This window comes from Microcoleus sp. Pol10D4 (assembly GCF_036701555.1).
Taxonomy (GTDB): Bacteria; Cyanobacteriota; Cyanobacteriia; order Cyanobacteriales; family Microcoleaceae; genus Microcoleus.
The window spans coordinates 1-25,230 of sequence record NZ_JAUBRA010000071.1; the positions used below are offsets into that span (position 1 = coordinate 1).

A 25,230-nucleotide genomic window follows, 5' to 3' on the forward strand; every position below is an offset into this window, starting at 1 on the left:
AAAATAATATACTTATCACCATATTCGCCCGACTTCTCACCAATTGAACATTTATGGTCAAAACTCAAAAACATTCTCCGTTCTATCAAGACGACTAATTACCGAGAATTAGCAAAAGCGATAGAGTTTGCCTTCAATAAGTTACATTATCCAATATGAGGAATTGGTTTACTCACTGCTGTTATTGTACCTCATCTTTATGAGAAACGCTATACCATAAATCTTCCAGGTGATTCGCGATCGCTTCATTTTCTATTTGGAGACGATTTTTTTTCTTTGCATGATCTCGGTTAATTCTTTTTTTGCGAATCATAACTGGTTCAACTATAGCTCAACTGCCTGCCATATAGATGTTTCAGCCTATTTTACCTTTTTTTCTCTACCCCCTTGACAATTTGCACTTTTTCTTAACTTGTCACAAATGCTTAGGCATTGGGTATTGGGCAGTGAGCCGAAAAGCATAGGCAATTAAAACCTTAATCCTTCTTCCTTATTCTTTTTCCTCCTTCGCGCCCTAGCGCTAACGCGCCTTCGCGGTTCAATAAAAAAATCAAAACCCTAACGCAAGCGCCTTCCCCCACCCGGTTGCAAACCGGGAATCGGGCCCGACGATGGATTTTGGGATCTAGGCCGCAATCCGGAGGGTAAACTAAGCAGCACTTTTTCATTTCCTTTCAAACCCGATCGCACTTCCGTCTTATCATCCACCGTCATACCAGTCTTAATCGGCATAAAAGCAGGCTTACCATCTTCTCCACCCGGAACATAAACCCCCGTTTCCCTTTGTTGACGGACAATGGCCGCAGTCGGAACTACCAAAACATTTTTAAGTTCACCCGCCTTAAACTCCACATTCACATTCATGCCCGATCGCAGCATTTGTTTATCATCATTAATAATTGCCGCTTTTACCTCAAAACTTGTTACATTTTGCTGGACGATCGACTGAGGCGAAATTTGAGTGATTTTACCTGCAAAAGTCTTTCCCGCAAAAGCATCGGCTTGAATAGACGCAGCCTGGCCGATCTTAATCTGAGAAATATTAGTTTCTGCTACGTTTGCTACTAATTGATTTTTTGAAGCTAAGGACAAAATCGAAGAAGAAGTCGCCGAAGAAACCGCACTACCTGCAGTCGTGGGAGTCACAAAAGCGCCCGGATCGGCGTACTTGCGGGTGACAGTGCCGGTAAAAGGAGCCCGCAGCACAGTGTCGTCGATCAGCGCTTGAACGCTTTGCAGGCTGCCTCTAGCGGCGAGAACTTGAGCGCGGGCTTGGGCGATGTCTTCCGGGCGAGAACCAGCTTCTAGCAGCGCCAAAGCTTGCTGTTTTTGCTCCACTGCGGCCTGCCCCGCAGCGATGTCTTCCGGGCGTGCGCCCGATCGCGCCAGGGCCAAAGCTTGCCGTTTTTGCTCCACAGCAGCCCGCCCTGCAGCGATGTCTTCCGGGCGTGCCCCCGATCGCGCCAGGGTCAAAGCTTGCCGTTTTTGCTCCACAGCAGCCCGCGCCGCAGCGATTTCTTCAGGGCGAGTACCCGCTTGCAGCAAAGCTACAGCTTGTTCGGCTTGTCTGACTTGCGTTTGAGCTCGATCGCGCGCGGTGCGGGAGTTGTTCGCAATTTGCAAAGCAATGGCTCCAGCATTATAGAGTTCCTGATTTCTCTGAAAGTCTTCCTCTGCTTGGCTTTTGGCGTATTCGGCATCTCTGAGTTTGGCAATTGCTTGGGCGATGTCTTCAGGCCGATTGCCCTTAAGCAATTTTTGTAAATTTGCCTGTTGTTCTGCTAGTTGTGCCTCGGCTACAGCAATATCCTGGGTTCGATTGCCGTTGAGCAATTTTTGCAGACTTGCCTGTTGTTCTGCTAGTTGTGCCTCAGCTACAGCAATGTCTTGGGTTCGATTGCCGTTGAGCAATTTTTCCAGACTTGCCTGTTGTTCTGCTAACACTGCCTTAGCCACGGCAATGTCCTGGGTTCGAGTGCCGTTGAGCAATTTTTGCAGGTTTGCTTCTGCGGCTGCGAGTTGTCCGCGAGTTTGGGTAAGTTGCCCTTGGAGGTTGGAGTCGTCCATGTAGGCGAGAATCTGCCCTTTTTCAACGCTATCTCCTTCATTGACAAGCAAACTTTTGAGCATTCCTGAAGTTTTGGGGCTGACGTTAACGGAACGTTCGGGCACAATTGTGCCGTTTGCCGAAATTGTAATCGGCAGGTTCAGCCTTTGGACAGCAACGGTTTTTTCCTTGCGCCTGGTTTCGCGGCTGGATTTGATTGTGAGTTGGCTGTAAGCTGTGTAGCCTACTCCTGCCAGCAGGGAAGCGGCGAGGAGTCCGCTAAGCCAGGGAGTCAGCTCTTTTTTAATCTGAAAGTGCTTTACTAAGTACATATAAATTAGACCTGATGGGTCTGTCTTGAATTTAGACAGATCGGGAACAGAAAAGGTTCAATTGAAGTCTCACTAAGTTTTTTCGGTGGTAGCGCAGGTATTTTCGGATAATTTTGGATAATCAGGACATCAGCTACGATTAATTTAGAATCTCGATCAATGAGGAACGCAGAAATGAGCATTCACTTAGACTTGCCGCCGGAGTTAGAAAGTCAACTGTCTACTGAAGCTTTGGGACTAAACCTGCCTTTTTCTAAGTACATCCTACGGGTTTTAGCGAGCCGATAATATCTGAGCAACCCACCTAAAACTAGAGCCGAGCTGGTTGCTTATTGGCAAAGCGAAGGAGTCATCAACTAACGACCTGATATCACCGATAGTCAAGTATATGCTCCCAACCTGCGGGATCAGGCACAAACACGGACACGGACATAAGAAACGCTATGTACCTTTTAGACAGTTATGTTTTAAGGGATATTCAACGGGGTCATGCACCTGCAATTACTTGGTTTTGTTTTCTAGTCTTTTAGATAAACCTAGTGTTCCCGGTTTTGTTGTCATGGAGCTAATCCAAGACTCGCAGTTGTAGACATTCCGTAAACTTTCGGGCGATCGCCCCTATAGGCAGAATATTTAGAAAGTTTGTGGCTATCATCTACAGGATATACGGAAAGTTTCCGCCTATCTCCCTCCAGGGTGTTTATACCCAAAGTTTCCGCCTAATAAGAAGTTAGAGGCTAGCTAGGAGTCTCAAGTATATGGATCGCTACTTTTACGCTGGCGACGTTATTGACGATATTGTGATACGCCAATGGGCTTATGACGAAAATCTGATTCTTCACCAAGATGAAGACCTTAGTCTGGGGAAGGAAATTTTATTTCCACTTCTGTTTGAGTTAGCAGAGGACAGAAGCTGTCCGAAATCCCTATATATTATAGAGATAATGGCTCGCTATATTAAAGAAGAAATCGTGTATCAGAAACCGGATGCGATAAAAATTGCCAATCGAGCAATCTCGTTTGCCAAGAAATCTCAACGAGAGGAAATGAAGGAATGGCTTCAGTTATTAAGGCGAATAGTCTGGTATAAGCAAAGAATAGGAAGTGTAGACAGGGATTTAGCGATTCAAATGGGTCTAGATTTGCTAGGCAGAATACTTCATCAAAATGATATTGACATTGTTATAGCCAATGATGAGTCCTGGACTGTAGGTTTATTAACCCCTGAAGAAACGGGTTCTTACAGTGAGCATCTAATAATTAGTAAATCGACAGGAGCTTTTGGTTTTCACCCATGGTATCCTTGGTGGGATACGTATGTCAGGAAAGATTAAGTTAATCGTTTTGTCTGGCTGTCTTACAGCTCTCTAACAACGCCCATGCACACCGATCACCGAGAGCTGATCGGGGTTATGATGCAAAGGTTATTTCGGGCGGGTGATGGGAACCGTTATACCGCAATACGCTTGGGTTAGCGCTTTCCGACGAATTTCATTTCACGAATTTATGGGAGTTACAGACTTGTGAAAGGAAGTCAGATTGTTCTTATCTGAACCGTATTGCTATAAATGAGGCTTTACGACACTTTCACCTTGCTGCAAGTGTCTGAGAATCACACCAGCCTCTATGGGTGCTTCTTGACTAAACCGATCGAACTTTTCAAAAGTTCGATCGCCCATTTCCTACTTAACAAACAGCCACTACACCCAACTCTGTAATCGCCACCTCCGGGCCCACCAAAGAAATATACGGTTCTACAAAATATTTCTTAGCAGCATCCCGCGCTTCTGAAGCTGTCACCTGTGCAATTTCTTCTTGAAATTGCTGGTCAAATTTAATTCCTAATCCCAAAATTTCGTACCAACCTAAAACTTGGGCAATTTGCGAATTAGTTTGTTTTCCTAAAGCATATTGACCGAGCATTTTATTCTTGCAAGCTTGCAATTCTTCCTCGCTTAGTGGGATATTGGCGAGTCGATCGACTTCTGCGCGCAATCCTTCAAAAGCAGTCGCCGTATTTTCCGGCGCCGTACCCATGTACACGACAAACTGAGCCGTGTCCAAGCGCGTCGCGTAGAGCGCGGAAACGTCGTAAGCTAAGCCCCGCTTTTCCCGCAATTCCACAAACAATCGGCTCGACAAACCGTTACCCAAATAAGTATTCAGCAACTTAATCGCTGCATAATCTGGATTTTTGACAGAGGGTGCGAGGTAGCCCAGCATAATCACTGATTGCTGCGTATCTTGCGGCGTAACGACCGATTCAGGGGAGGGGTACAGAGGGGGGACGGTTAAAGTTGGCAGGGGTGTTAAAGGCGCTTTCCAGTCACCAAAAGTTCGATCGATCAGGGCGATCGCATCTTCGGTCGATATTCTGCCCGCTACCGAAATAACTACATTATCGGGACGGAAATAGGTTTTGTGGAACTGTTCGAGATCGTTTCTGGTGAGCTTTGACATAGTAGCTTCCGTCCCCAAGGGAGAGAAAGCATAGGGGTGTTCCTTGTACATCGAGTGTCGCAATTGCTCGAAGGCGATCGCAAATGGCTGTTCTTGCTGCGATCGAATTGCTGATATGGCAATGCGGCGTTCAAGTTCGACTTCAGCTTCCGGGAAAGTGGGCGATCGCGTCAATTGCGCCGCCAACTCCAAAATCTCCTCAAAATCCGCAGAAACCGTCTTCAAACTCACTAAAAAATAGTCTGTAGTAGAGTCGGCACTCAACCTCGCTCCCACCGATTCTACACGCTCGGCAATTTCCAGCGAAGACAGCCGATCGGTTCCCTTGGTCATTACCGCCGACAGCAAGTGACACAATCCTGCTTGTTCCGGCTGCACGTAGCGACTGCCGGCCCGCAGGAATATCCTAGCTGCAATAATATCTGCTGCTGGATTTTCTGCTGCCAAGACAACAATACCGTTGTCTAAAACCGTGCGCTGGATTTCATTTTTCATTGAATTATTTGTTAACTGTTGACTGTTGACTGTTGACTGTTGACTGTTGACTGTTGGCTGTTAGTCATGATTATTCGTAGGATGGGTAGAGCGTGAGCGTTACCGATCATCCGATTTGAGATTGGCGATTTGAGATTTTAGATTGAGGGACAAATCTCAAATTTCCAATTAATAGACTTGGGTTTCATGTCTCAACTCAACCTAGTTGCTGTTAACAGTGAACAGTCAACAGTGAACAGTGAACAGTCAACTATTATTAGATTGGTTTGAGTACCACTGCTGTATAGCGCCGAGGAGAGAGATATTGTTGAGCTAGGCGCTGGAGGTCTAAGGGCCCAAATGCCTTAATCCTAGTGGGATAGCTGAGCGCTACTTCCGCAGTGGCGATCGTATTGTAATATCCGTAAAGACCCGCTAGCTGTCCCGGCGTTTCGAGAGAGAAAGCAAAATCGTTGCACAGCAAACGCTTACAGCGGAGCAATTCTACCTCGGAAACTGGCTCAGACTGCAATTCCCAAAGTCGATCGCAAATCCGAGATTCCACCTGTTCGACATCCTTCGCGTCCAAGACTGCACTGATAGTAAATAAACTCGATTCCCGTTGCAACGAGAAAGTGCTGTCGATCGCCTCTACCAATTGTAATTCTTCCCGCAATTCCCTGACTAAACGCGAAGTCCGCCCGTCTGCAAGCAACACCGAGAGCAAATCCAAGCCGCAAGCACTTTGCAAGTGTTCAACTCCCGGGCCCGTCCAGGCCATCATCAGCCGCGCTTGTTCCAATCGGGGGAGGCCGAGCTCCTGACGGCGAATTTCTATCAGTGGCGGTTCCGCTTCTGCGGTTAATTTGGGACAATCCCACCTGTCTGAAAACTGCTCGAATGCTTTCTCCGTAACATCTCTGGCCTGTTGTTCATCAATTCCCCCGACTACCACCACAGTCATATTTTCCGGCTGATAGTGCGATCGATGGAAACAGCGCATTTCATGGGGAGTTCGCGACATCAGCAGTTCTTCCGTGCCGAGTACCGATCGCCTGTAGGGATGCCGCTGGTAAACTGTTTCCATCATTGCTTGGAAACCCAGCCAATCGGGATTGTCTTGAGCTTGACGGATTTCTTCGAGTACCACATCTCGCTCGCGATCAAATTCCCGATCGGGAATCGAAGCGCGCAGCAGCAATTCTGCCAGCGGCTGCGCTGTTTCTGCTAAATAATCGGCCGCAGCGTTGACGAAAAAATGCGCGTAGTCGTGACTTGTAGCTGCATTGGCGACACCGCCGCGATTTTCGATTACCTGGTCAAATTCTCCAGGGGCGATCGAATCCGTCCCTTTAAATATCATGTGTTCTAAAAAATGAGCCATTCCCGACCAAGAATCCGGCTCCAGCGTAGCGCCAGCCCTCACCCACACGTCTAGCGCGACCACCGGTGTGGCCGAAATCCGCTGGTGAATGACCGTTAACCCATTATTCAGCTTCCAGACATTGGCTGGGAACTCTAAAGCAGTGAGCAGTTGAGACAAGCTAGTTATTCTTAAACTTTAGTTCACTTCGGCTGCAACTATGGTAGCGCTTTACAGCTATGCGATCGGGATTAATTGATACAGAAATCATCAGTCATCTGCCATTAATCCTTACTCATCAGTTATTTTTTGCTTTTTTTTCAAGCAGTCTCAAATACTTACCATTTTCTTGCTCAAAAGTCAATAGGTTTCGCGGGATATTAATTAATCAGTCGGGAGAAAGAGGATGTTATCAGAATATATCAATAAATTAAGAGATGTAAGAACACTAAAGACATTGAGAGGAGAAAAGACAGATGGTAGCTACCCTAGAAGATACCAAGCGCCAAGCGATCGCAACTAAATTAGCAGACATGAAAGCGCTGCAAAACCTGTTGATAGCCAACGAGCAATTATTCATCAATTCCTGCAACGACTCCGAACTAGCCCAGCGCTTCCGAGATATGCTCGAAGACGATCGCAAAAACTTGGGCGTATTAGAAACTACGATCGTGCAATACGGCATTCAAGCCGAGCCCAAAGAAACCAGCACAAAAATGATTGAAGAAGTTCAGAAACTCATGAAAGGTTCTGAACTCACCATGTTTGAAAAAGTAGCTCAGCACGAACTGCTCAAACACAAACAAACAATGGCCGGTATGTTAATTCACAAAGCTGCTCAAGTAGTAGGCGCAGACATCGAAGCAGCCATTACCCCGCTCAATACAGTTAACTTTGAGAACCGCGCTCACCAAGAACAACTCAAAGGAGTTCTCGAAATTTTAGGCGTCCGCGAGCTGACCGGCAAAGACCCCGACCAAGGCGTTTGGGCTCGCGTGCAAGATGCAATGGCAGCCATGACCGGCATCATCGGCGGTGCAGTTACCCGCAGCAAAGATGAGATGAACATCACCGAAATCATCTCAATGGATCACCGCAAAACCGATACCCTCTTTATGGAAATCGCAAGCACCGACGATCCTCAAAAACTGCAAGAATTCTTCGGTCAACTTTACAAAGACCTCAGCGTTCACGCAGAAGCAGAAGAACAAGTTGTTTATCCCGCAGTTCGCAGCTACTACGGCAATACTCAAGAACTGTACAGCGAGCAAGAAGAAATGAAGCAGATGCTTGCCCAAATTAAGGCTCTCAACCCCACTTCTTCTGATTTTAAAGCCCAAATCAAACAGCTCCAAACAGCGGTTAAAGATCACGTTCGACAAGAAGAAAACGATATGTTCCCTCATATTCGCCGCAATCTTAGCGAAGCACAAATGGAACAAATGGCTACTCAATTCAAAGCAGCAAAAACCACCATCCAGCAAGAAATGGCTAAGATGAAATAACTCAGCAGTCGGCTAATTTTAGCTCTAGCAAAACTAGAGAATAGTTAAACTGCAACCTATCAATCCCGCTACGTGGGTAGCGGGATTACTGTTTTTTTATAAAAAAACAAGATCAATAAACCCGCCCTAGGTAACGTGGTTGTGGGGGCGGGTTTATTTAGATTGTGAGTTATAGTCAGAGATTGTGGGTGAAAGTCCTCCCCACAAAATGCGGTTATTTATATCTCAACTCGCGACAAATCTATCCGTTAATCACAGATCCTCCGTTGGGATGCAAAATTTGACCAGTCATGTAAGACGAATCTTTTGAAGCTAAAAACACGTAACTGGGGGCAACTTCATCGGGTTGACCTGCGCGTCCCAATGCCGTGTCTGCACCAAATTTCTCCACTTTTTCTTCAGGGAAAGTAGCAGGAATTAGAGGCGTCCAAATCGGCCCGGGGGCGACTCCGTTGACGCGAATTCCTTTCTCAGCTAAACTTTGAGACAAAGAGCGAGTAAAGGCAACAATTGCTCCTTTTGTGGAGGAGTAATCTAGCAATTGTTGGTTGCCTTTGTAGGCGGTGACTGAGGTAGTGTTGATAATTGCACTTCCCTCTTTGAGGTGTTTGAGAGCGGCTTTTGTGAGGTAAAACATTGAGAAAATGTTGGTGCGGAAGGTGCGCTCTAATTGTTCTGCGGTGATGTTTTCGATGCTTTCTTGGGGATGCTGTTCGCCGGCGTTGTTGACAAGGATGTCGAGGCGGCCGAATTCTTTAACTGTTTGTTCTACAAGGTTTTGACAGACGTTTTCGTCGCCGATGTCGCCGGCGATCGCAATACAGCGCCGGCCTTGTTGTTCGATCGCCTCTTTGGTTTTTTTGGCATCATCATCTTCGTTAAGATAGCTGATGACCACGTTAGCGCCTTCCTTGGCAAAGGCCATCGCCACTGCACGCCCGATACCGCTGTCTCCGCCAGTAATTAAGGCTACTTTGTCCCGCAATTTGTCGCTACCGCGATATCCCTCCGCGAAGGATTGAGGTTGCGGAGTCATTTGGGATTCAATACCGGGTTGCTGTTCTTGATGTTGAGCCGGATGGGTTTGTTGTTGAGTTGGCATAATATATTCCTCTAAGTTCTACCTCTATAAATAAAGGTTTTATTGAGGCGGGGAATCGGTCTTTTTGCCGATCGCGCCCTACGACTAAAGACAGTAATTAAAGAGATAAATAAACCCGTCAGCCGAGCCCATGATTGTGGAGGGCTGGTTTATATAAATTGTGAGTTTTCCTCAAAGATTGTCGGTAAAACCAGCGCCTACGAGCATCGGGATATATTTGTTGTAGAGGCGGGTTTCACGAACAATATTTCCGGTAATTAAAGAAATCCATAAATCCGCCCCGCGAGCCTCTAATTATTGTCACAACAGCAAAAAGCACGCCAAAAGATCATTTGACGTGCAGTTTCAACAACTTAACTGTTAATTGCTGAGTCTCGAACTAGAAACCCAACCTAACATTACAACCAGGCACCCTCAGCCTTCTGAGGAGTTAGAGGATTTGGAGGAGTTAACACTAATTGCTCCTCTAGACCATTCTTTACTAAAAATGATGCAATCAGCGAATTCGCCTCGCGTTGCAAATCTTCCCCCTTAATAAAGTGGCTAGAACCTTCCCTCAAATCTGCGATAAAGTTACCGACGCTGCTGGGTTTCACCAGAGCCGCCGCTGAAGGGTCGGGCTTAATCAGCTCATCGACGGCGATGCTAGAAGCATTCACCATGCCGCCGGTCAGCGGATCGATTCTATTATCCGTTCTTTCTGGTTCCGTCGGTACTGGCGCCGGCACGATCGGCGTTACAAAAGTATATGGCCCCGGCACCGAGAACGTAACAGGGTTCTCCCCTGTCGCAATCGGGAACGCGTTGGGAACATTCGGATCGTTGAAAACTTCCAATACCGAGTAGTTGCCCGGAGCTAAATTGGTGAACAGGGCAATACCATTCGCATCACTCCTTACCAGAGGCTCGGTAGCAGCATCGTAGCGCTCATTGTTGTTCAAATCCAAAGTGAACGGGATGCCCTCCAAAGGAGGCTCGCCCGGATCTTGCAGGCCGTTGCGGTTGTCGTCCCGGAATTTGGGAACTGCCAAGTTAAAGAACTGGCCGTTGCCCACCAAAGCACAAGTAAACGTTTGGTTTGCGCCCAGAACGATGTCTAGTGGTTGAGTAGTTTGGAAAGAATTGGAAGGCGTGACTTCCCGGACTCGGTAATTACCAGGGGTCAAATTGCCAAACTCCCAGCGGCCGAACTGATCGCTGACGGTACTTGCTTCTCCGGCATCAAGGGCGTCGTTACCGTTGCTGTCGAGGTAGATTGTGACCCCTGCGATCGGCGTTTCAAAGCCGTCTCGGTAGCCGTTGGCGTTCAAGTCTTGGAATTTGCACCCAGTGATCCGGCTGTTGGGGGTGTTGCCAAAGACGACGTTGGCATCTCGATTGCTGAGGTCGAACTGCACCCGATCCGGAGTAGTAGCACTAAAACCAGGTTGCGGCACTTCCCGAACCACATAATTGCCCGGTTCCAGGTTGGTGAAAGCACCACGCCCGTTCGCATCAGTTACTAGCGACTGTTCCCCTGTGTCGAGAGCGCCGTTGTCGTTGGCATCAAGGTAGACAGTGATGCCGCGAATTCCTAATTCTGGTGGAGTGTTGCCCGGTTCGTGACGACCGTTAGCGTTCTGATCGTTGTATTTGAAGATCGTGATGTTGGGGCGCGTATTCCCGACAGCACCGATACCTTCATTTACCGAAATCGGGGTGAAGAAGACTGCGGGTTCCGGGTTGATCGGCGGGAACGGGGCCGGAAAGTTCGCCGAAACGATCCGCTGGCCGCCTGGAACTGTTGGATCTGCCACTATGAAAGGCAGCGATCCCTGCTGTCGCGATTCGGGCCCGGGGACTGTGACTTCTACCGGGTTCTCGGTAGTTGCAATTGGCGGCTGGTTGGGTATGGATGTTTCAAAGGTTTCCCTAACCGAGTAGCTGCCAGCTTTCAAATCTCTGAAGGTAGCCCTACCATCAGGGCCGGTTAACAGTCGCGGTTCGTCCTCGTCTGTCCTGCCGTTCTCGTTCAAATCGAGGATGAACGGGATGCCGGCGAGGGGAATTTCGCCTGCGTCTTGTATTCTGTTGGCGTTGTCGTCCCGGAATTTGAAGATCGGGATTTCGTACAGGGGAGTGTTGCCCACTTGAGCGCAGGCCCAGATTTCGTCCTGGCCGAGGTTAATGTCAAGCAGGGAGATGCTGCCGGGGGGCGTGCTTTGGGGAAAATCTTTTTCTAAAGGTTCAGTGCCCGGCCCGTTGGCTCGCTCTTCCCGAATCCGGTATAGCCCTGCCTGCAAATTGGTGAATCGGTACTCGCCGTTTCTATCAGTTAAGGTACTGGTGTCCCCTGCATCTAGCTCACCGTTGTTGTTGGCATCAATATAGATTCTGACGTTTTCCATCGGGGGTTCACTCCCGTCTCGAAAGCCGTCGTTATCTACGTCGAGGTATTTGCAGCCAATAATCTGACCGCCACCTGTAGCATTACCGAAGAACACTGTGGTATTCCTGCCCGCCAGGGTGACAACGACTGGGTTGGCAGTTGTCGGGCTGAAATTGGGTGGCGAGATTTCCGTGACAGTATAAGTGCCTGGAGGCAAGCCTGGAAATACGAAGTTTCCGCCGGCGTTAGTCAACGTCGAGGGTTCATTTGGCTCGAGAATGCCGTTGTTATCGAGGTCAATAAAGATTCGGACGTTGCCGATTCCCGGTTCGCCTCCATCTCGAATGCCGTTGCGGTTCAGGTCGTTGAACTTGATACCCTGGATACCCGCAGGAGCGTTGCCAAAATTGATGGTTGGATCTAGCACTACTGGGGCAAATACAGGAAATACCTGATTAGCTCTTCTTTCGTCGTTTGCCATGATTTTCTTTTCCTTCACACCTAAATCTACGTAAGCTACAGGCTACTGTATCACTTTGTCAATCAGCAGTTAGCTGCTGCTAGCGACTGACGATCGCTACTCAATCATACATACGTCTACGTTGCTCAAAGGTTCCTCATCTAACCTCCGGCTTACTCCAGCTTTGTCGCACGAGATTATATCAGGTTTTGAATAGCTGTGGCAATTTGAGCGCAATATCTTCAAGATTTGCGCCCTGAGTTCTTCTGCCCGTGGACACTTGCTGTTTAGAGCTGGAACAACGTTAAGATTCACTGAACCTCTGTGAATTGAGCGACCTGGCCACGAGGGCGATCGCACGTGCGGAATTGTCTGATAATTCCTAAAAACAGGTATGATACTACCTCTGAATCTTGCTCCTCATATACAAGCCAGGTTTGGGCTTCCCGGAACTCTGGCTATGCGTTGGAGGTTGCCAACAATAGGGTATCACGCGATCGCCCTTTAACCTCTTCCTGATTTTTATCTGCGGTTTGGGATTCGGGGCGATCGAGTTTTGTGTCACCCTACATAACCGAGAAATCTCTCGCGCCCATCGGCCCAAACGAGTGAGCGATCGCCCCATTCATTAATTGATTCATTTGTCTTGACAAAATTACCAATTTGTGAACCAGACCCCAAACCGACATTCTGTTGCCCAAAGTTAGGAGTATTGCCTAAATTCGCAAAATATCCATCACTCAAAAAATCACTAATTTGATAATTATTATTACCCTGCCTCGAAAGCAAGCTATCCACCCCAATATTGCCTGCTGGTTTGCCCGCATAGTTGCTGGCATTCGTCAGCGGGTCGCCCAAGGATTTAGCCGAGGTACCCTCAGCCTCTCCGGTCACCACATCGATTTTGCTGGCCCGAATCTCTGCCGAGACAACAACCACCGCAGGCGGAGTCGTTTGAATGAAACCGGGGGGCGGAACTTCGCGGACAACATAACTACCTACCGGAACATTGCGGAAACTGTAATTGCCCTGAAGGTCGCTTAAGGTACTCGCTTCGCCCGGATCTAAACTGCTGTTGTTGTTGAGGTCGATGTAAATCTGAGTGTTGGCGATCGGGGGTTCCCCAGGATCTAAGCGGCCGTTGGCGTTAAAATCGTTAAACTTCACACCGCTGATCGTGCCCGTTACCAACACGTTGCCAAAGCTGAGATTAGTGGCATTTGTGCCGTTGCCCACGGTAATCGGAGTCGGATTTGGCGTGGTTTGTTGAAAACCGGGCTGCGGGACTTCCCTCACCACATAGGTTCCTTGAGGCAAATTGATAAAAGAGAAATTACCTTCGGGATTGGTTAAAGTCGAAGGTTCGCCCGGATCTAAACTGCCGTTGTTGTTGAAATCAAGGTAAATCGGCCAGTTGGCAACTCTCGGTTCCGTCGGTTCGTTGATACCGTTAGCGTTGAGGTCGTTGAACTTGAAGCCGCTGATGCTACCGGTAGGAAAATTGTTGCCGAAATTGACGCCGACAGCGTTGGTATTGCCGGTGATGTCGATCGGGCCTGGATTTGGCGTAGTCTGTACCCATCCCGGTTGCTGGACTTCCCTGACCAAATATCGGCCGGGAGAAACATTGGCAAAAGTGTAGTTGCCTTGCGGGTTTGTGATGGTGTTGGGTTCGCCCGGGTCAAAGCTGCTGTTGCCGTTGAGGTCGAGGTAAATTTGCCAGTTGGTCAGAGGCGGGTCTGTCGCATCTCTGACGCTGTTGGCATTGAGGTCGTTGAATTTGACACCGCTGATGCTGCCGACAAAAAAGACATTGCCAAAATTGATGTTGTTGACAGTGGCGTTGGAAGTAACGTTAACCGGGCCGGGGTCAGGCGTGGTTTGGAGAAAACCCGGTTGCTGGACTTCTCTCACCAAATATGTATCTGCGGGAATATTGACAAAAGCGTAATTGCCTTCACCGTTTGTAAAAGTAACAGGTTCGCCGCCGTCGAGCCTGTTATTGCGGTTGAGGTCGAGGTAAATTTGCCAGTTAGCTAGCCCTTGTTCGCCGGGATCTCGGCTGCTGTTGTTGTTGATGTCGTTGAATTTTGTGCCTGCGATCGTCCCTGCGTTAAAGTTGTTGCCAAAATTGATATTGCCAGCATTTGTGCCGCTGGTAATCGTGATGGGTGCGGGATTTGGGGTAGTTTGGCGAAAGTTCGGCTGCTGGACTTCCCTAACTTGGTAAGTGCCCGGTGGCAGGTTGGCGAAAATGTAGTTGCCTTGCGGATTTGTGAGGGTGGAAGGTTCGTTAAATTCTGGCTGGCCGTTGTTGTTGAGGTCGAGGTAGATTTGCCAGTTGGGAATGGGGACTTCTCCGGGATCAGGGAGGCCGTTGGCGTTAAAATCGTTGTATTTAGTGCCGCTGATGCTGCCGACTTGGAAGTTCCCGATGTTGACGTTGCCGATGTCTATTTGGCTGGCGGTTCTGAATTCGGACATGGTGTTGCTGGGGCCCAATGAACGCGGTTCAATGTTTTCTGTAGGGCAATCTAGCAGTTTTTTTGCCAATTGCAGCTATTTCAGGGGATAAATTATTTTTAGGAAAGGGAGGAGAGGGGAATCAGAAATGCCCTGTTTGGCCAATGCCCTGTTTGGCCAATGCCCTGTTTGGCCGATGCGTAAATTTTTTCCAGATTTGATGTACGATCGCTACCAGTTTTCCAGAGGTCGAATTCCCAATGTCCCAAAACTTGACAGCAAGCTGGAATAAAGCCCGCGAGGTTCCGAGTTTGCTCTTCGGCTGGAGTTTGTGCGGTTTATTGGCAATGAGCTCGATCGCCCCTACTCCTGCTGTCGCACAGCTACCTACCTCCAAAGAGAGTAACAGCAATAGCCCGATCGCTCAAACAGGTGCGATCGTCCGCCCCGCAATCAAATTGGGCAGCCGAGGGTCGGAAGTGATCGAACTCCAAGCTGCTCTTAAATTATTGGGCTTTTACCCTGACACTGTAGACGGGATTTTCTCACAAAGCACCGCTAGAGCTGTATCTCAGTTCCAGGAAGCAGCAGGTCTGCCTCCCGACGCCATAGTCGGTCAAGATACTTGGAACCGGCTGTTTCCTGCGACTCCTGGCACGATCGAAAACCCGATCGCCAACGATCCTGTAAATCCCGACAACTCAGAGATTAGCCCCGAAGCGCAGCCAACCAATTTTCCTGTTTTGAGAAGACGAATGCGCGGGGCGGCAGTCAGAGATTTGCAAGAACGGCTGCGGGCCAAAGGATTTTTGCGGGTGAGTGCTGACGGCGTTTTCGGCCCGGAAACTCAAGCTGCTGTCAAGGCGGCTCAGCGACAATATCAACTGCCAGCAGACGGCATTGTCGGCCGCGCAACTTGGGAAGCTCTGCTGCGTTGACAGCAAGCGAAAAGTGCCGGGTGTGCACGTTGGGGTATCGGGCGATCGTACAAATTGTTAATAATCGCTTTGGGAAGTATTTCTGCACGTCAAAAAGTGTCAAGTTTGGTAAACAAAGTGTTTTTATGCACGCAGTTGGTGTTAACTTAAAAACATGAGGGGCAAAACCAAGAAGCACAAAAAACTTGGATACAAAACTTGGAATTAGAGTATTTGTCCCGATCGCCTCTAGTTCGCAGGCAACGCCTGAACCGTTTAGCTTATTAGCAAAGAAAGGTTGATATTGCGATTCGTATTGGTTAGATAGCTTGAAGCTATTGGATTAATCAAAAGTTGCGATCGCACAACAGTCAAACACAGAAGTCTGAATAGACTCCGCTGATAGCTACCTCGTCCGCAGAGTAGTTGCAAAAAAGTCCACCTTAGTTGTAGTTTGCTGAAACTCAGCAGAGCTAAAAACCCACTTGAATCAACTGAATTTACAAACTTTTTAGGGTCTGGCATCCGATATGCTAGGCCCTAAAATTTTTGATAGTTGACAGTTGACAGTTGACAGTTGACAGTTAACACTTGACAAAGTAATAGACCTCTTGCAAAAGTCCTTTTAATAAAATTTTGGAACGGGCATCTTGCCCGTCCTAGTTATTTTTGAAAGAGGTCTAATGATTACTGACTACTGACTACTGATTACTGACCATTTCATTTAATCTCCTCAATTTGAGCATTCAAACCATTAGCGCTGAGCATTTGTACCAATTCCTCAGCTTTTTCGAGTTCCCGAAAAGCACCGGCTTGCATCACCGATCGTCCGCTGGAAAAAGAGCGAAAAGCACCGGGAACGAGGGATTGCATTTTTTGTCGATCGCCCCAACTGTTGGTATCCACCACAACTCGATAGCGGAAACCCAAAGCTCTGGCTCGATCGAATGACGGCGAATTATCCGCGGCATCGGGCAAAGAATTACCCCCTAAAGGTGCAGGTACATAGCCGCCCCTTCCGATCGGAATGTTGCGGCCCGGAACCGGCAATCTACCCTCGGAAGCAACCGAACTCGAACTATCAAAATTGGGAGGAATCATTGGTTGCTGTACCGAAATTTCCGAAATTGATCGATAATTCGGATCGGGCACAGGAATTGCGCTCGCCCCTTGGGCTACCGATGAAGCAGCGGCATTCCTCGGAGAAAGTTCTTGTCGCAACTCAGCGCTTCGCGGTGCGGGTCGATTTTGCACAGATCGCATTGAAACGGGCGCAGGCGGGGGAAGTGGCGCTCTTTCAACTCTGGGAATTAGCCGGCCGGGAGTGTAAGCCGGGAGAGAAGTGTCTGGACCACCGATGCTGGGAGGTCGATCGGCCCTTAGCTGCAAAGCACTTCCCCCCATTGGCGGCGGTGTAAAAGTTCCCGCCACATCAACCGAGCCCGTCGTCCGGCTGCTCAATAATTGATTCCCGTAAGCTGGGATTATTTGACCCTTGGCTGCATTGTTGACATCGTACTGACCGTTGTTGCGAATGACATTGCCCCCCGGTTCGGCGGCAGTTCCCAAATCGGGCAGAGAGCTCGCGATCGCCACAATTCCGTCCCGGCGATTACTCTCGATATAATTGTTACGCAGCACAGGTCTAGCATTAGCTTGCACCACCACGCCATCTTTATTGCGAGTAATTTTATTACCGATTAGCAGAGGCGAAGCGTTCTGCGCTACATTCACCCCAAATCCGGTGTTTTCAAACACATTATCTCGAACTTCCGGCTGGGAACTGCCAAAAATAGTAATGCCGTTAGCTCCATTTTTCGAGAAAACATTCCCGCCAATCGTCGGCCTGGAAGTACCGACTACCGAAATGCCGTCGTGAGTGCTCCCAGAAAAAGTATTGTTAACAACTGTCGGAGAACTCGATTCGATCCACAAAGCGTAACCGCGATAGTTGGTATTCGTCACCGTCACCCCGCTGAGTCCTGCCCCATCTGCGCCTAAAATCGCGATATTTTGACCCGCCGAAGTCGGACTGATAAAGTATCCTCCGCCTTTGATGACAATATTCTGACCGCGAGTGTTGGGATTTCCCTGAACTGTCACGCTGGGCCTGAGCATTAATGGAAATTTTTCGCCGGTTTGCTCGCTGTAAGTACCGGGCGCTAGCAAAATCGCTGTTTTGGGCGGTGCCACGCTTAAGGCGTAGGTAAGGGTTTTAAACGGAGCTTGATCGCTGCCGTTGCCCCCCGTGTCGCTGCCCCCGATCGAGCTGACGTACAGTATGTTGATGTCGCTCTGTGGCGTCTGAGAAAGTAGCTGCACTCCCGGTATCCCGGCAGCGATAACTGACGGTTGATGGTTGCAAAGGGCGGTCATCGCAAAAACGAGCAGAAGGCAAGAACTCAAATAAGATTTTTGCGATCGCTTTTCTTTGCACTCGCTATATTGAGAATTTAGGAGCATAAATAAACCCCACTGATTTGCGATCCGAGTTCCGCTTCCCGAATTCGGTGTCGGGTTTTCGCGATCGAACTTTGATTTCACCCGCCTGCTGGGGTTTTCTTCTGTTAATCTTTTGTGTTGTTCTGCTAACCTCACGGCTCTCCTCCGAAGTGTGGTATGCAGTTTAACGATTCCACTCTCATCAAGTTTGATCTATTATGCTTTGTTTTCATCAAATTCAATAAAACTTAAAAAATTATTGTCGAATTTACATTGGTTTATGCCAAAATTAAGCCGCCTGCTTTGCCACAATCTTGACGGCGTGGGACAATGTAGCGGTTTGACTCGTAGGATTAATTATAATTAGGGTGGTTCTGAATGAGCGACAAACAAAACAGAACTTTACCGGCACAGCCAGCCCTCTGCCGGATTTTAGATGCAAATTTAGATCGATCGCGCGAAGGGTTGAGAATTATTGAAGAATGGTGCAGGTTTGGTCTCAACAGCGCCGATTTAGCTGGCGAGTGCAAGGAACTGCGTCAAGAATTGGCTGCTTGGCACGTCGCAGAACTTCGCAGTGCTAGGGATACGCCGGCCGATCCGGGTACGGAGTTGACTCACCCGCAGGAAGAGCAGCGTTCGAGCATTCAGCAGCTACTGGAGGCGAATTTCTGTCGGGTGGAAGAAGCTTTGCGGGTACTCGAAGAGTATGGCAAAATTTACGATCGGAATATGGGGGCGGCTTTTAAGCAGATGCGCTATCGGGTTTATACTCTCGAAAGCGATTTGCTGGCTTACCGGCGCTACCAGCAGTTACTTCGATCGCAGTTATACTTTGTAACTTCGCCGAGAGACAATTTGTTGGGAGTCGTGGAAGCGGCTTTGCAAGGCGGACTGACTTTGGTGCAGTACCGCGACAAAAGCTCAGACGACGGCGCAAAGTTGGCTAACGCGCGCCAGCTTTGCCAACTTTGTCACCGCTATGATGCTTTGCTGATTGTGAACGATCGCGTGGATTTGGCGATCGCAGCGGATGCCGACGGCGTACACTTAGGACAGGGAGATTGGCCTGTGGCGGAAGCGCGCAAGTTGCTCGGCCCGGGACGAATCATCGGTCGTTCTACTACGAATGGCGAGGAAATGCAGCGAGCTATTGAAGAGGGAGCCGACTACATTGGAGTTGGGCCGGTTTACCACACTCCTACTAAACCTGATAAACAGGCGGCAGGTTTGGACTATGTGCGGTATGCTGCTGATAAGTCGCCGATTCCGTGGTTTGCGATCGGCGGAATTGATATCAACAACGTCGATGAAATATTGAATGCCGGAGCTCAAAGGGTTGCCATAGTACGCGCAATTATGGAAGCAGAACAGCCTACTTTAGTCACGCAGTTTTTCATCTCGCAGTTGATTCGGATGGAGAATCTGAAAGCTCAGAAAGCTTTGCACGGAAAAAGCTAGGTTGATTGGAGATTTGTAGGGCGGGTTTAACACAGGAAATCTGTGCATAAAATATAATTTTGTTACCAAACCCGCCCTGAAAACAGATATTTTACTGATGATAAATCAAATTGCGCTGCAAGTTAACGGAGAAACCCGCAATTGTGCGATCGACACACCGTTACCAGAATTACTAGAACAATTGGGATTAAACCCGCGCTTGGTAGCTGTGGAGTACAACGGGGAAATTCTGCACAAACAATTTTGGGAAACTACACAGATGCAAGAGGGCGACATCTTAGAAGTTGTCACAATTGTCGGAGGAGGCTAGCCACAAATTGGTGACAAATTAAGCCTTAAATTTTCACCGGGCAGAACCGAGGAATGTCGCTTGCAGTCAAGTCTAGATCCCCCTAAATCCCCCTTAATAAGGGGGACTTTGAGAAGAATCTTGTCCCCCTAAATCCCATTAATTAAGAGGGACTTTAATAAAAATCTTGTCCCCCCCTTATTAAGGGGGGCTAGGGGGGATCTAGACTTTGAGGCAAACAAAAGAGACTTAAGGAACGCCCCAAAATATCGCAATTAAACTGCGACAGCTTCAGCCACGGGTTCAGCCACAGGTGCTGCTACAACAGGATAAATGCTGACTTTCTTGCGAGTTTTGCCTTTTCTTTCAAAAGTCACCACACCGTCAATCATGGCAAACAGAGTATCATCTCTGCCGATACCAACATTATTACCAGGGTGAACTTTAGTGCCGCGTTGACGGATCAAAATGTTGCCAGCTTTGACAACTTGACCGCCGTACTTTTTGACACCGAGACGCTGAGAATTAGAATCGCGTCCGTTACGTGTACTGCCTGTACCTTTCTTGTGGGCCATAATATCCTCAACTGTATTTACTATGTTTTATTCTGAATCAGTTTCGGCGGTTTGGGGGGTTTCAACAACTGCTGCAGTTAAGTCTCTGGCGGCTAAGACTGTACCGTTGACGCTGATGGAGTCAATCATAAAGCGAGTTGTTTCTTGACGGTGCCCTTTTTTCTTCCGAGTTTTCTTTTTCGGCTTCATCTTGTAGACGAGGACTTTGCGGCCCCGGAAATGCCGCAGAACTGTTCCTTCTACTGTGGCATTTTCTACTAGAGGTTGCCCGATGTGAACATCGTTTTCGTGCTGGATCAGAAATACTTTGTCTATGGTGACTTTGGATTCAGCTTCAACGTGAAGCAGTTCGATGTCGTAGAAGCGGCCTGGTTCTACCCGAAATTGTTTGCCGCCTGTTTCAATGATTGCGTAAGTCATGGGATGGTTGTTGAGATTGCCGTACAGGTAGCTGATGAGTCATTGGTCATTGGTCGTTGTGGACTTTTGACTGCTGACTGCTCTCCAGCTTTTGGAATGTCTTAACCTGATCCGAGCCGGATTTAGACAGACAATCTACTATTATTGCGGGTTGTTGTAGTTTTGTCAAGTTTGATCGCGCCGGAAAATTCTAGTTAGGTAAAACTTAGGCACGGGTGGTCAGAAACCGGGTTTTTTACGAAAATTCTTCGTTTTCAGCCAGAGATTAGGTAAAAAACCCGGTTTCTTCGGTCTTAATGCGTAAGCCCTGTTAGGGATAAAAATACAAGATGCTGTAAATTTTTTATCCCATTTCTCCAAAAGGTCGATCGAACGGGATTCAAGCCGTCGCAGAACATTTGCGCGATCGTAACAATTCCAAAGCTTGCTGTTTCACCCTGCCCTCCATCACCTCTTTTTGCAAATTAATAAAAGCCTCAAAATCTTCTAAACCATACTTAGTCATCTGCAACTGCTGTCGCAACTGTTCTTCTGCCTCAACCGTTAAGTAACCTGTTGCCAAAGCTTTGCGGACAATTTTACTGATTAAAGTCATAGTAGCTTCACCCTGAATACACCTACGTTAAAACACTGAAGTTTTGTCAACCGACTAACTCAGGTTTTAGTTTGTTTCATAATTATCCTTAAAATAGGTTAAATCTACCTTAAGGTCTATGTAAATAAAGTTATTTTTGATACATCCCTGAAACTTTAGCGATTTTAAATGTACAGTGCGATTAAACTGATCTATTTAGTTTTTGCCATACCACATTATTCTTCAAATACGCTAAATCTACCTTAAGGCATAATTTAAACATAACGATTTGTGACATTGGAAATTGTATGGATTTTAAATGTAGAGTGCGCTTAAATCGGTATATTTAGTTTCTGTCTAACAACAGCCGCCATTCTCTGACGGCAAAAGGAGGAACCAGCAATTTTGTTTCTTGTTGATTTTTTACAGGCAAATTCAACCGCAAAGGTCGATTACTTTCCACTTGGGTAATGATTGATTTAAAATCGTATTCTCCGACATTAATCGGCAAATCCGACTCGCTCCAAATATCATTAGCCATGCCGATTGCGCGACTTCCCGCAGCCACATTCAGCGGCACAGGGTGCTGCAATTCGGTTCCTGGAAACCCTACCAATCTCAGATTAAAAGAGTTTATTACTCCCGACTTTACTCGTTTGTACAAAACCACTTGCCACGCTTTGTCATCAGTATCGCGCAGGCTTTGTACGGAACGAAACATTACTCTGTCGCCCGCTTCTGGATACTTGTGAATCGAGGCGAAAGCGGGCGGGCTGACAGCTAAGATTAGATACAAACACAAGCTAATTACAGTTAAAGCCTTGAAGAGGGAAGGTTTTGTACTAAGATTGCTCATAGGATGACCAAAATATCGCTTGTTATCCAAAAGTTTAATAGATAAAAAACTAGGGTGCGTCGCACGCACCCTACTACTCATTTTAAACCTAGATGAATCCAACTGCCTGCTTAGGCGGGGGGAAGAGCATAAAAAGCAACCCCCTCATCCCGGAAATCAGACCTCCCCTGTACCAGTCGCCGCTGGTTTGGGTCTGCGGTGAAAAAGTGTGTAATATTTTGCGAATTTTCCCGTTCCCTCGCCAGGTTGGTAAAACGAAAGACGGGTATCGCACCCGAAACAGCCGTGTTATATGAATTGAAAGCGTCTCCGTCAGCACGGAACTGGGGTAAGTTGTCGCGAACAAACTGTACCTCACTAGGTTTATTCGTATAGAAAAAGGTTCCTGATGCTGTATTGAAGAAGCGTTGAACCTTGGCGTTACCGGCGGCTGGAGCGATAAATTCATCGCCTTCACTCTGGTAACGAGCAGGGTTGTTTAGTCGGTCATTTTTCTCTGTCGGGTCTGTGGTATAAAAATGCCCTCCTGCCACCTTGTCAAAGAAACGCCGGACGGGAAGATTGCCTGTTAGAGGGTCGCCGGGATCGCCCCCGATAATCTTGCCTTCTCGATCTAGAGTTGCACCTGTTACCGGGTCTTTCAAGGCGACATTGCCACTGGGAGTTGAAACCTGTAAGGTGAAAGGCTGAGAAGTTGATGGTAACTCACCAAAGCTAGTCACGCGGACTACATAGTCCACACCAGGCAGACTTTTAAGGGGGTCAGAAGCACCATTGAAGTATTTGGTAGAATATGGAGAACCGATAACACTCGAAACACTCGGTATTTTTGAGTTTCCTCCGATGTTGCCGGCGCCATCATCATCCTCAGCAAGAAGAACACCGCTCGTATCAGCTACATTCCTACCCCTGCTGCCTTTGGGTATCTGAAAAACTTGCACTAAAGGATCGTAGGTAGTGCTATCTTTAAAAAGATCAATTGATATTGGCTGATTAACTAACTCTACCTCTAAGATGTAATCTTTAGCGCGAGTTGATAGACCAGGAAGATCGGACGGGTCGGGAGTTGTGATCACCCTGTCAGTTGTAGTTAGCTGATTTGTCAGTTGAATTGATGCCATTTAAGCTGTCCTTTTAACTTTTTTGATAGCAGGTGTTATAAAATACTGCCTTCTACATTTATAAAACACTTAAGACTGATAAGTAACCTAAGAGCTATTAGTATTTTTATTAGGTATTTTTGTAAAAAATATACCAACGCGGGAATTAATTTTATTTTAAATAAATTTAACAATTTATGTAAAACATTGTCTGACATCAGTAAAACCCACATTCCGCACCCTACGGTGTCACACAGCATAATTACTTATAAAAATCAATTTTTCAAGTAAAAAGTTATATGTTATTAGAAAAATATTTTTTATCTACGGTATATTCAGTATAATTTATAGCTTGAGGGTTCGATAAAAATAAGTAAAAACCGATTGTGACAGTTGAAGGTGCGGAATGTGGGAGAAGAATACACAAAAAGTTAGTGCCTTAAGCAGGTACAATTGTAAATAATTATAAATAATTATAAATATACCATGACAAACCTAAATAAATCCTTACAAATACCAGAACAGAAGTTTATAGAGGCTGCGGCTTGCTGGAATCTCGAACAGTTATATGCAGACTTGACAGCAGCCAAACAAGAGTACGCCAGCAGTAGAAAGCAGCGACTCACTCCTTTAGAAAAAACTTACCTGCGAGGATTGCTTTGCAATTATAGTCCGGTGGAAATCGCCGCCGCACTCCACCGCGAATGTGCCGGTATTAGAGTAGACTTATCGAGAGGGCTGTATCGCTACATTCAAGTTTTGACGCTGCAACAACCGAAAGACTGGAAAGAAATCCCAAGAATGCTAGAAATACGTGGTTATCAACAAAAGGGTAGTGGAGAAACATTGCTTCCTACATTGAGAAATTCTACTCAAACTCCCCAAACTCCCATCGAAAATCTAACTGAATGGGGGCTGGCGGTGGATACGTCTATTTTCTACGGGCGCACAAAAGAACTTGCTAACTTAGAACAATGGATTGTACAAGAAAACTGCCACTTAGTTGCTGTATTGGGTATGGGTGGCATTGGCAAAACTGCTTTAGCATCTAAGCTAACAAATCTGATTAAACACCAGTTTGAGTGCGTAATTTGGGTCAACCTCAGTCATGCACCTGTGTTGGCAGATACTATAATAAATTTAATCGAATTTTTATCTGATAAACCGCAAAGCGATTTAGACAAATTGCAGTTAATTACTCATGATAAAAAACTTTTTCAATCTGCGCTCTCGCAGCTTGAAATTTCCCTGGATCACCTAATCGCTTCCACCAATGGAATAGAACCAACAATCATCGCTGATGGTATCCAGCGGCTGATTCAGTGTTTACAAAAGCGTCGCTGCCTAATAATCTTAGATGAGTGGGAAGCTATTTTCAGCACTCAGCAGTTAACAGGAAATTATCGAGAAGGATATCAAGTATATGGGGAATTTCTGAAACAAGTAGGAAAATCGCAGCATCAAAGTTGCTTGCTGTTGACTAGCTGCGAAAAACCTAAAGAAATTGCAGCGTTAGAAGGTGATAATCAATCTGTACGGTCATTAAAATTGGGAGGTTTGGGAGAGGCGGCTGTGGAAATCCTTAAAAACAAGGGTTTGTCTGAAGAAGGTGAATACTCGGAACTGATAGAGACCTACAGCGGCAATCCTTTGGCGTTAAAAATAGTAACAACAACTATTAAGGATATGTTTGGCGGCAGCATTGCTAATTTTTTAAGAAATGGGCTGTTTCTGGGAGATTATAGCGATACGTTATCTCGGCAGTTTAATCGCTTATCAGCATTAGAAATCGAACTATTATACTCTATGGCGAAAGAAGTCAAACCTGTTGATATTGAAAATTTCTACTCAGATATTCAGCAAGAGCGGGGTTTAGAATTGCTGAGGGCGCTGGAATCGCTTTTAAGGCGATCGCTAATTGAAACAGTCCAAGCCGAAAGTGAAACTCTGTTCGCGCTTCAACCTGCGGTAAAGAAATATCTGATGTCTGTGGCAAGATTGCCTAAGCTATAAATAATCTAC

At 47.1% G+C, this 25,230-nt stretch carries 20 protein-coding genes; 8 read left to right on the forward strand and 12 right to left on the reverse strand.

Annotated elements, in window-relative coordinates; translation table 11 throughout:
• Window positions 1–6: 6 nt before the first annotated feature.
• Window positions 7–159 (forward strand): transposase, encoded by a 153-nt coding sequence (locus QUA36_RS31440; protein ID WP_445301455.1) that lies wholly within the window; start codon window positions 7–9, stop codon window positions 157–159.
• A gap of 399 nt (window positions 160–558) precedes the next feature.
• Here the strand turns inward: QUA36_RS31440 and QUA36_RS25840 are convergent, their stop codons facing one another.
• Entirely contained in the window at window positions 559–2,379 is a 1,821-nt protein-coding gene (locus tag QUA36_RS25840; protein WP_333459555.1) for an efflux RND transporter periplasmic adaptor subunit, read from the reverse strand.
• A 758-nt stretch (window positions 2,380–3,137) separates the two neighbouring features.
• On the opposite strand from QUA36_RS25840, the gene QUA36_RS25845 reads away from it, so the two are divergent.
• Window positions 3,138–3,713 (forward strand): hypothetical protein, encoded by a 576-nt coding sequence (locus QUA36_RS25845; protein ID WP_333168485.1) that lies wholly within the window; start codon window positions 3,138–3,140, stop codon window positions 3,711–3,713.
• Between the two features lie 352 nt (window positions 3,714–4,065).
• Here QUA36_RS25845 and QUA36_RS25850 read toward each other — a convergent pair whose 3' ends face one another.
• Together QUA36_RS25850 and QUA36_RS25855 are read right to left on the reverse strand one after the other, a co-directional pair.
• Complete coding sequence (locus QUA36_RS25850) at window positions 4,066–5,334, reverse strand: pitrilysin family protein (RefSeq protein ID WP_333459556.1); 1,269 nt, start codon at window positions 5,332–5,334, stop codon at window positions 4,066–4,068.
• Window positions 5,335–5,590: 256 nt separating this feature from the next.
• Entirely contained in the window at window positions 5,591–6,856 is a 1,266-nt protein-coding gene (locus tag QUA36_RS25855) for a pitrilysin family protein (protein ID WP_333168488.1), read from the reverse strand.
• A gap of 296 nt (window positions 6,857–7,152) precedes the next feature.
• Between QUA36_RS25855 and QUA36_RS25860 the strand changes: the two genes are divergently transcribed.
• Window positions 7,153–8,181, forward strand: a complete 1,029-nt coding sequence (locus QUA36_RS25860) for a hemerythrin domain-containing protein (protein ID WP_333459557.1) — start codon at window positions 7,153–7,155, stop codon at window positions 8,179–8,181.
• A 241-nt stretch (window positions 8,182–8,422) separates the two neighbouring features.
• Here QUA36_RS25860 and QUA36_RS25865 read toward each other — a convergent pair whose 3' ends face one another.
• The 3 genes from QUA36_RS25865 to QUA36_RS25875 form a co-directional block, all read right to left on the reverse strand.
• The gene (locus QUA36_RS25865; protein WP_333459558.1) at window positions 8,423–9,283 is read right to left on the reverse strand and encodes an SDR family oxidoreductase; all 861 of its coding nucleotides are present in this window, start codon (window positions 9,281–9,283) and stop codon (window positions 8,423–8,425) included.
• Window positions 9,284–9,681: 398 nt separating this feature from the next.
• On the reverse strand, window positions 9,682–12,132 hold the full coding sequence (locus tag QUA36_RS25870; protein WP_333459559.1) for an SdrD B-like domain-containing protein: 2,451 nt from the start codon (window positions 12,130–12,132) through the stop codon (window positions 9,682–9,684).
• Window positions 12,133–12,672: 540 nt separating this feature from the next.
• A complete protein-coding gene (locus QUA36_RS25875) occupies window positions 12,673–14,595 on the reverse strand; it encodes an SdrD B-like domain-containing protein (RefSeq protein ID WP_333459560.1) in 1,923 nt (640 codons plus the stop codon).
• Window positions 14,596–14,722: 127 nt separating this feature from the next.
• Between QUA36_RS25875 and QUA36_RS25880 the strand changes: the two genes are divergently transcribed.
• Together QUA36_RS25880 and QUA36_RS25885 are read left to right on the forward strand one after the other, a co-directional pair.
• Entirely contained in the window at window positions 14,723–14,866 is a 144-nt protein-coding gene (locus QUA36_RS25880; protein WP_333459561.1) for a hypothetical protein, read from the forward strand.
• The gene (locus tag QUA36_RS25885) at window positions 14,835–15,512 is read left to right on the forward strand and encodes a peptidoglycan-binding protein (protein WP_333230483.1); all 678 of its coding nucleotides are present in this window, start codon (window positions 14,835–14,837) and stop codon (window positions 15,510–15,512) included. Before QUA36_RS25880 ends, QUA36_RS25885 begins: the two co-directional genes overlap by 32 nt.
• Window positions 15,513–16,211: 699 nt before the next feature.
• Here the strand turns inward: QUA36_RS25885 and QUA36_RS25890 are convergent.
• Entirely contained in the window at window positions 16,212–18,089 is a 1,878-nt protein-coding gene (locus tag QUA36_RS25890; protein ID WP_333230484.1) for a DUF1565 domain-containing protein, read from the reverse strand.
• Between the two features lie 222 nt (window positions 18,090–18,311).
• Here QUA36_RS25890 and QUA36_RS25895 point away from each other — a divergent pair, with 222 nt between their 5' ends.
• Together QUA36_RS25895 and thiS are read left to right on the forward strand one after the other, a co-directional pair.
• Entirely contained in the window at window positions 18,312–19,394 is a 1,083-nt protein-coding gene (locus QUA36_RS25895; protein ID WP_333459562.1) for a thiamine phosphate synthase, read from the forward strand.
• A 97-nt stretch (window positions 19,395–19,491) separates the two neighbouring features.
• Window positions 19,492–19,704 carry a sulfur carrier protein ThiS gene (gene thiS, locus QUA36_RS25900; RefSeq protein WP_333207754.1) on the forward strand — a complete coding sequence of 71 codons (213 nt, stop codon included), beginning with the start codon at window positions 19,492–19,494 and terminating at the stop codon, window positions 19,702–19,704.
• Between the two features lie 254 nt (window positions 19,705–19,958).
• Here the strand turns inward: thiS and rpmA are convergent, their stop codons facing one another.
• The 5 genes from rpmA to QUA36_RS25925 form a co-directional block, all read right to left on the reverse strand.
• The gene (gene rpmA, locus QUA36_RS25905; RefSeq protein WP_190738131.1) at window positions 19,959–20,258 is read right to left on the reverse strand and encodes a 50S ribosomal protein L27; all 300 of its coding nucleotides are present in this window, start codon (window positions 20,256–20,258) and stop codon (window positions 19,959–19,961) included.
• Between the two features lie 27 nt (window positions 20,259–20,285).
• Window positions 20,286–20,678 carry a 50S ribosomal protein L21 gene (rplU, locus tag QUA36_RS25910; RefSeq protein WP_333459563.1) on the reverse strand — a complete coding sequence of 131 codons (393 nt, stop codon included), beginning with the start codon at window positions 20,676–20,678 and terminating at the stop codon, window positions 20,286–20,288.
• A 379-nt stretch (window positions 20,679–21,057) separates the two neighbouring features.
• A complete protein-coding gene (locus tag QUA36_RS25915) occupies window positions 21,058–21,273 on the reverse strand; it encodes a hypothetical protein (protein WP_015176895.1) in 216 nt (71 codons plus the stop codon).
• A gap of 325 nt (window positions 21,274–21,598) precedes the next feature.
• Window positions 21,599–22,108, reverse strand: a complete 510-nt coding sequence (locus QUA36_RS25920; protein ID WP_333459564.1) for a DUF3122 domain-containing protein — start codon at window positions 22,106–22,108, stop codon at window positions 21,599–21,601.
• Between the two features lie 110 nt (window positions 22,109–22,218).
• A complete protein-coding gene (locus QUA36_RS25925) occupies window positions 22,219–23,229 on the reverse strand; it encodes a hypothetical protein (protein ID WP_333459565.1) in 1,011 nt (336 codons plus the stop codon).
• 465 nt (window positions 23,230–23,694) lie between these two features.
• On the opposite strand from QUA36_RS25925, the gene QUA36_RS25930 reads away from it, so the two are divergent.
• Entirely contained in the window at window positions 23,695–25,221 is a 1,527-nt protein-coding gene (locus QUA36_RS25930; RefSeq protein ID WP_333459566.1) for an NB-ARC domain-containing protein, read from the forward strand.
• Window positions 25,222–25,230 lie beyond the last annotated feature (9 nt).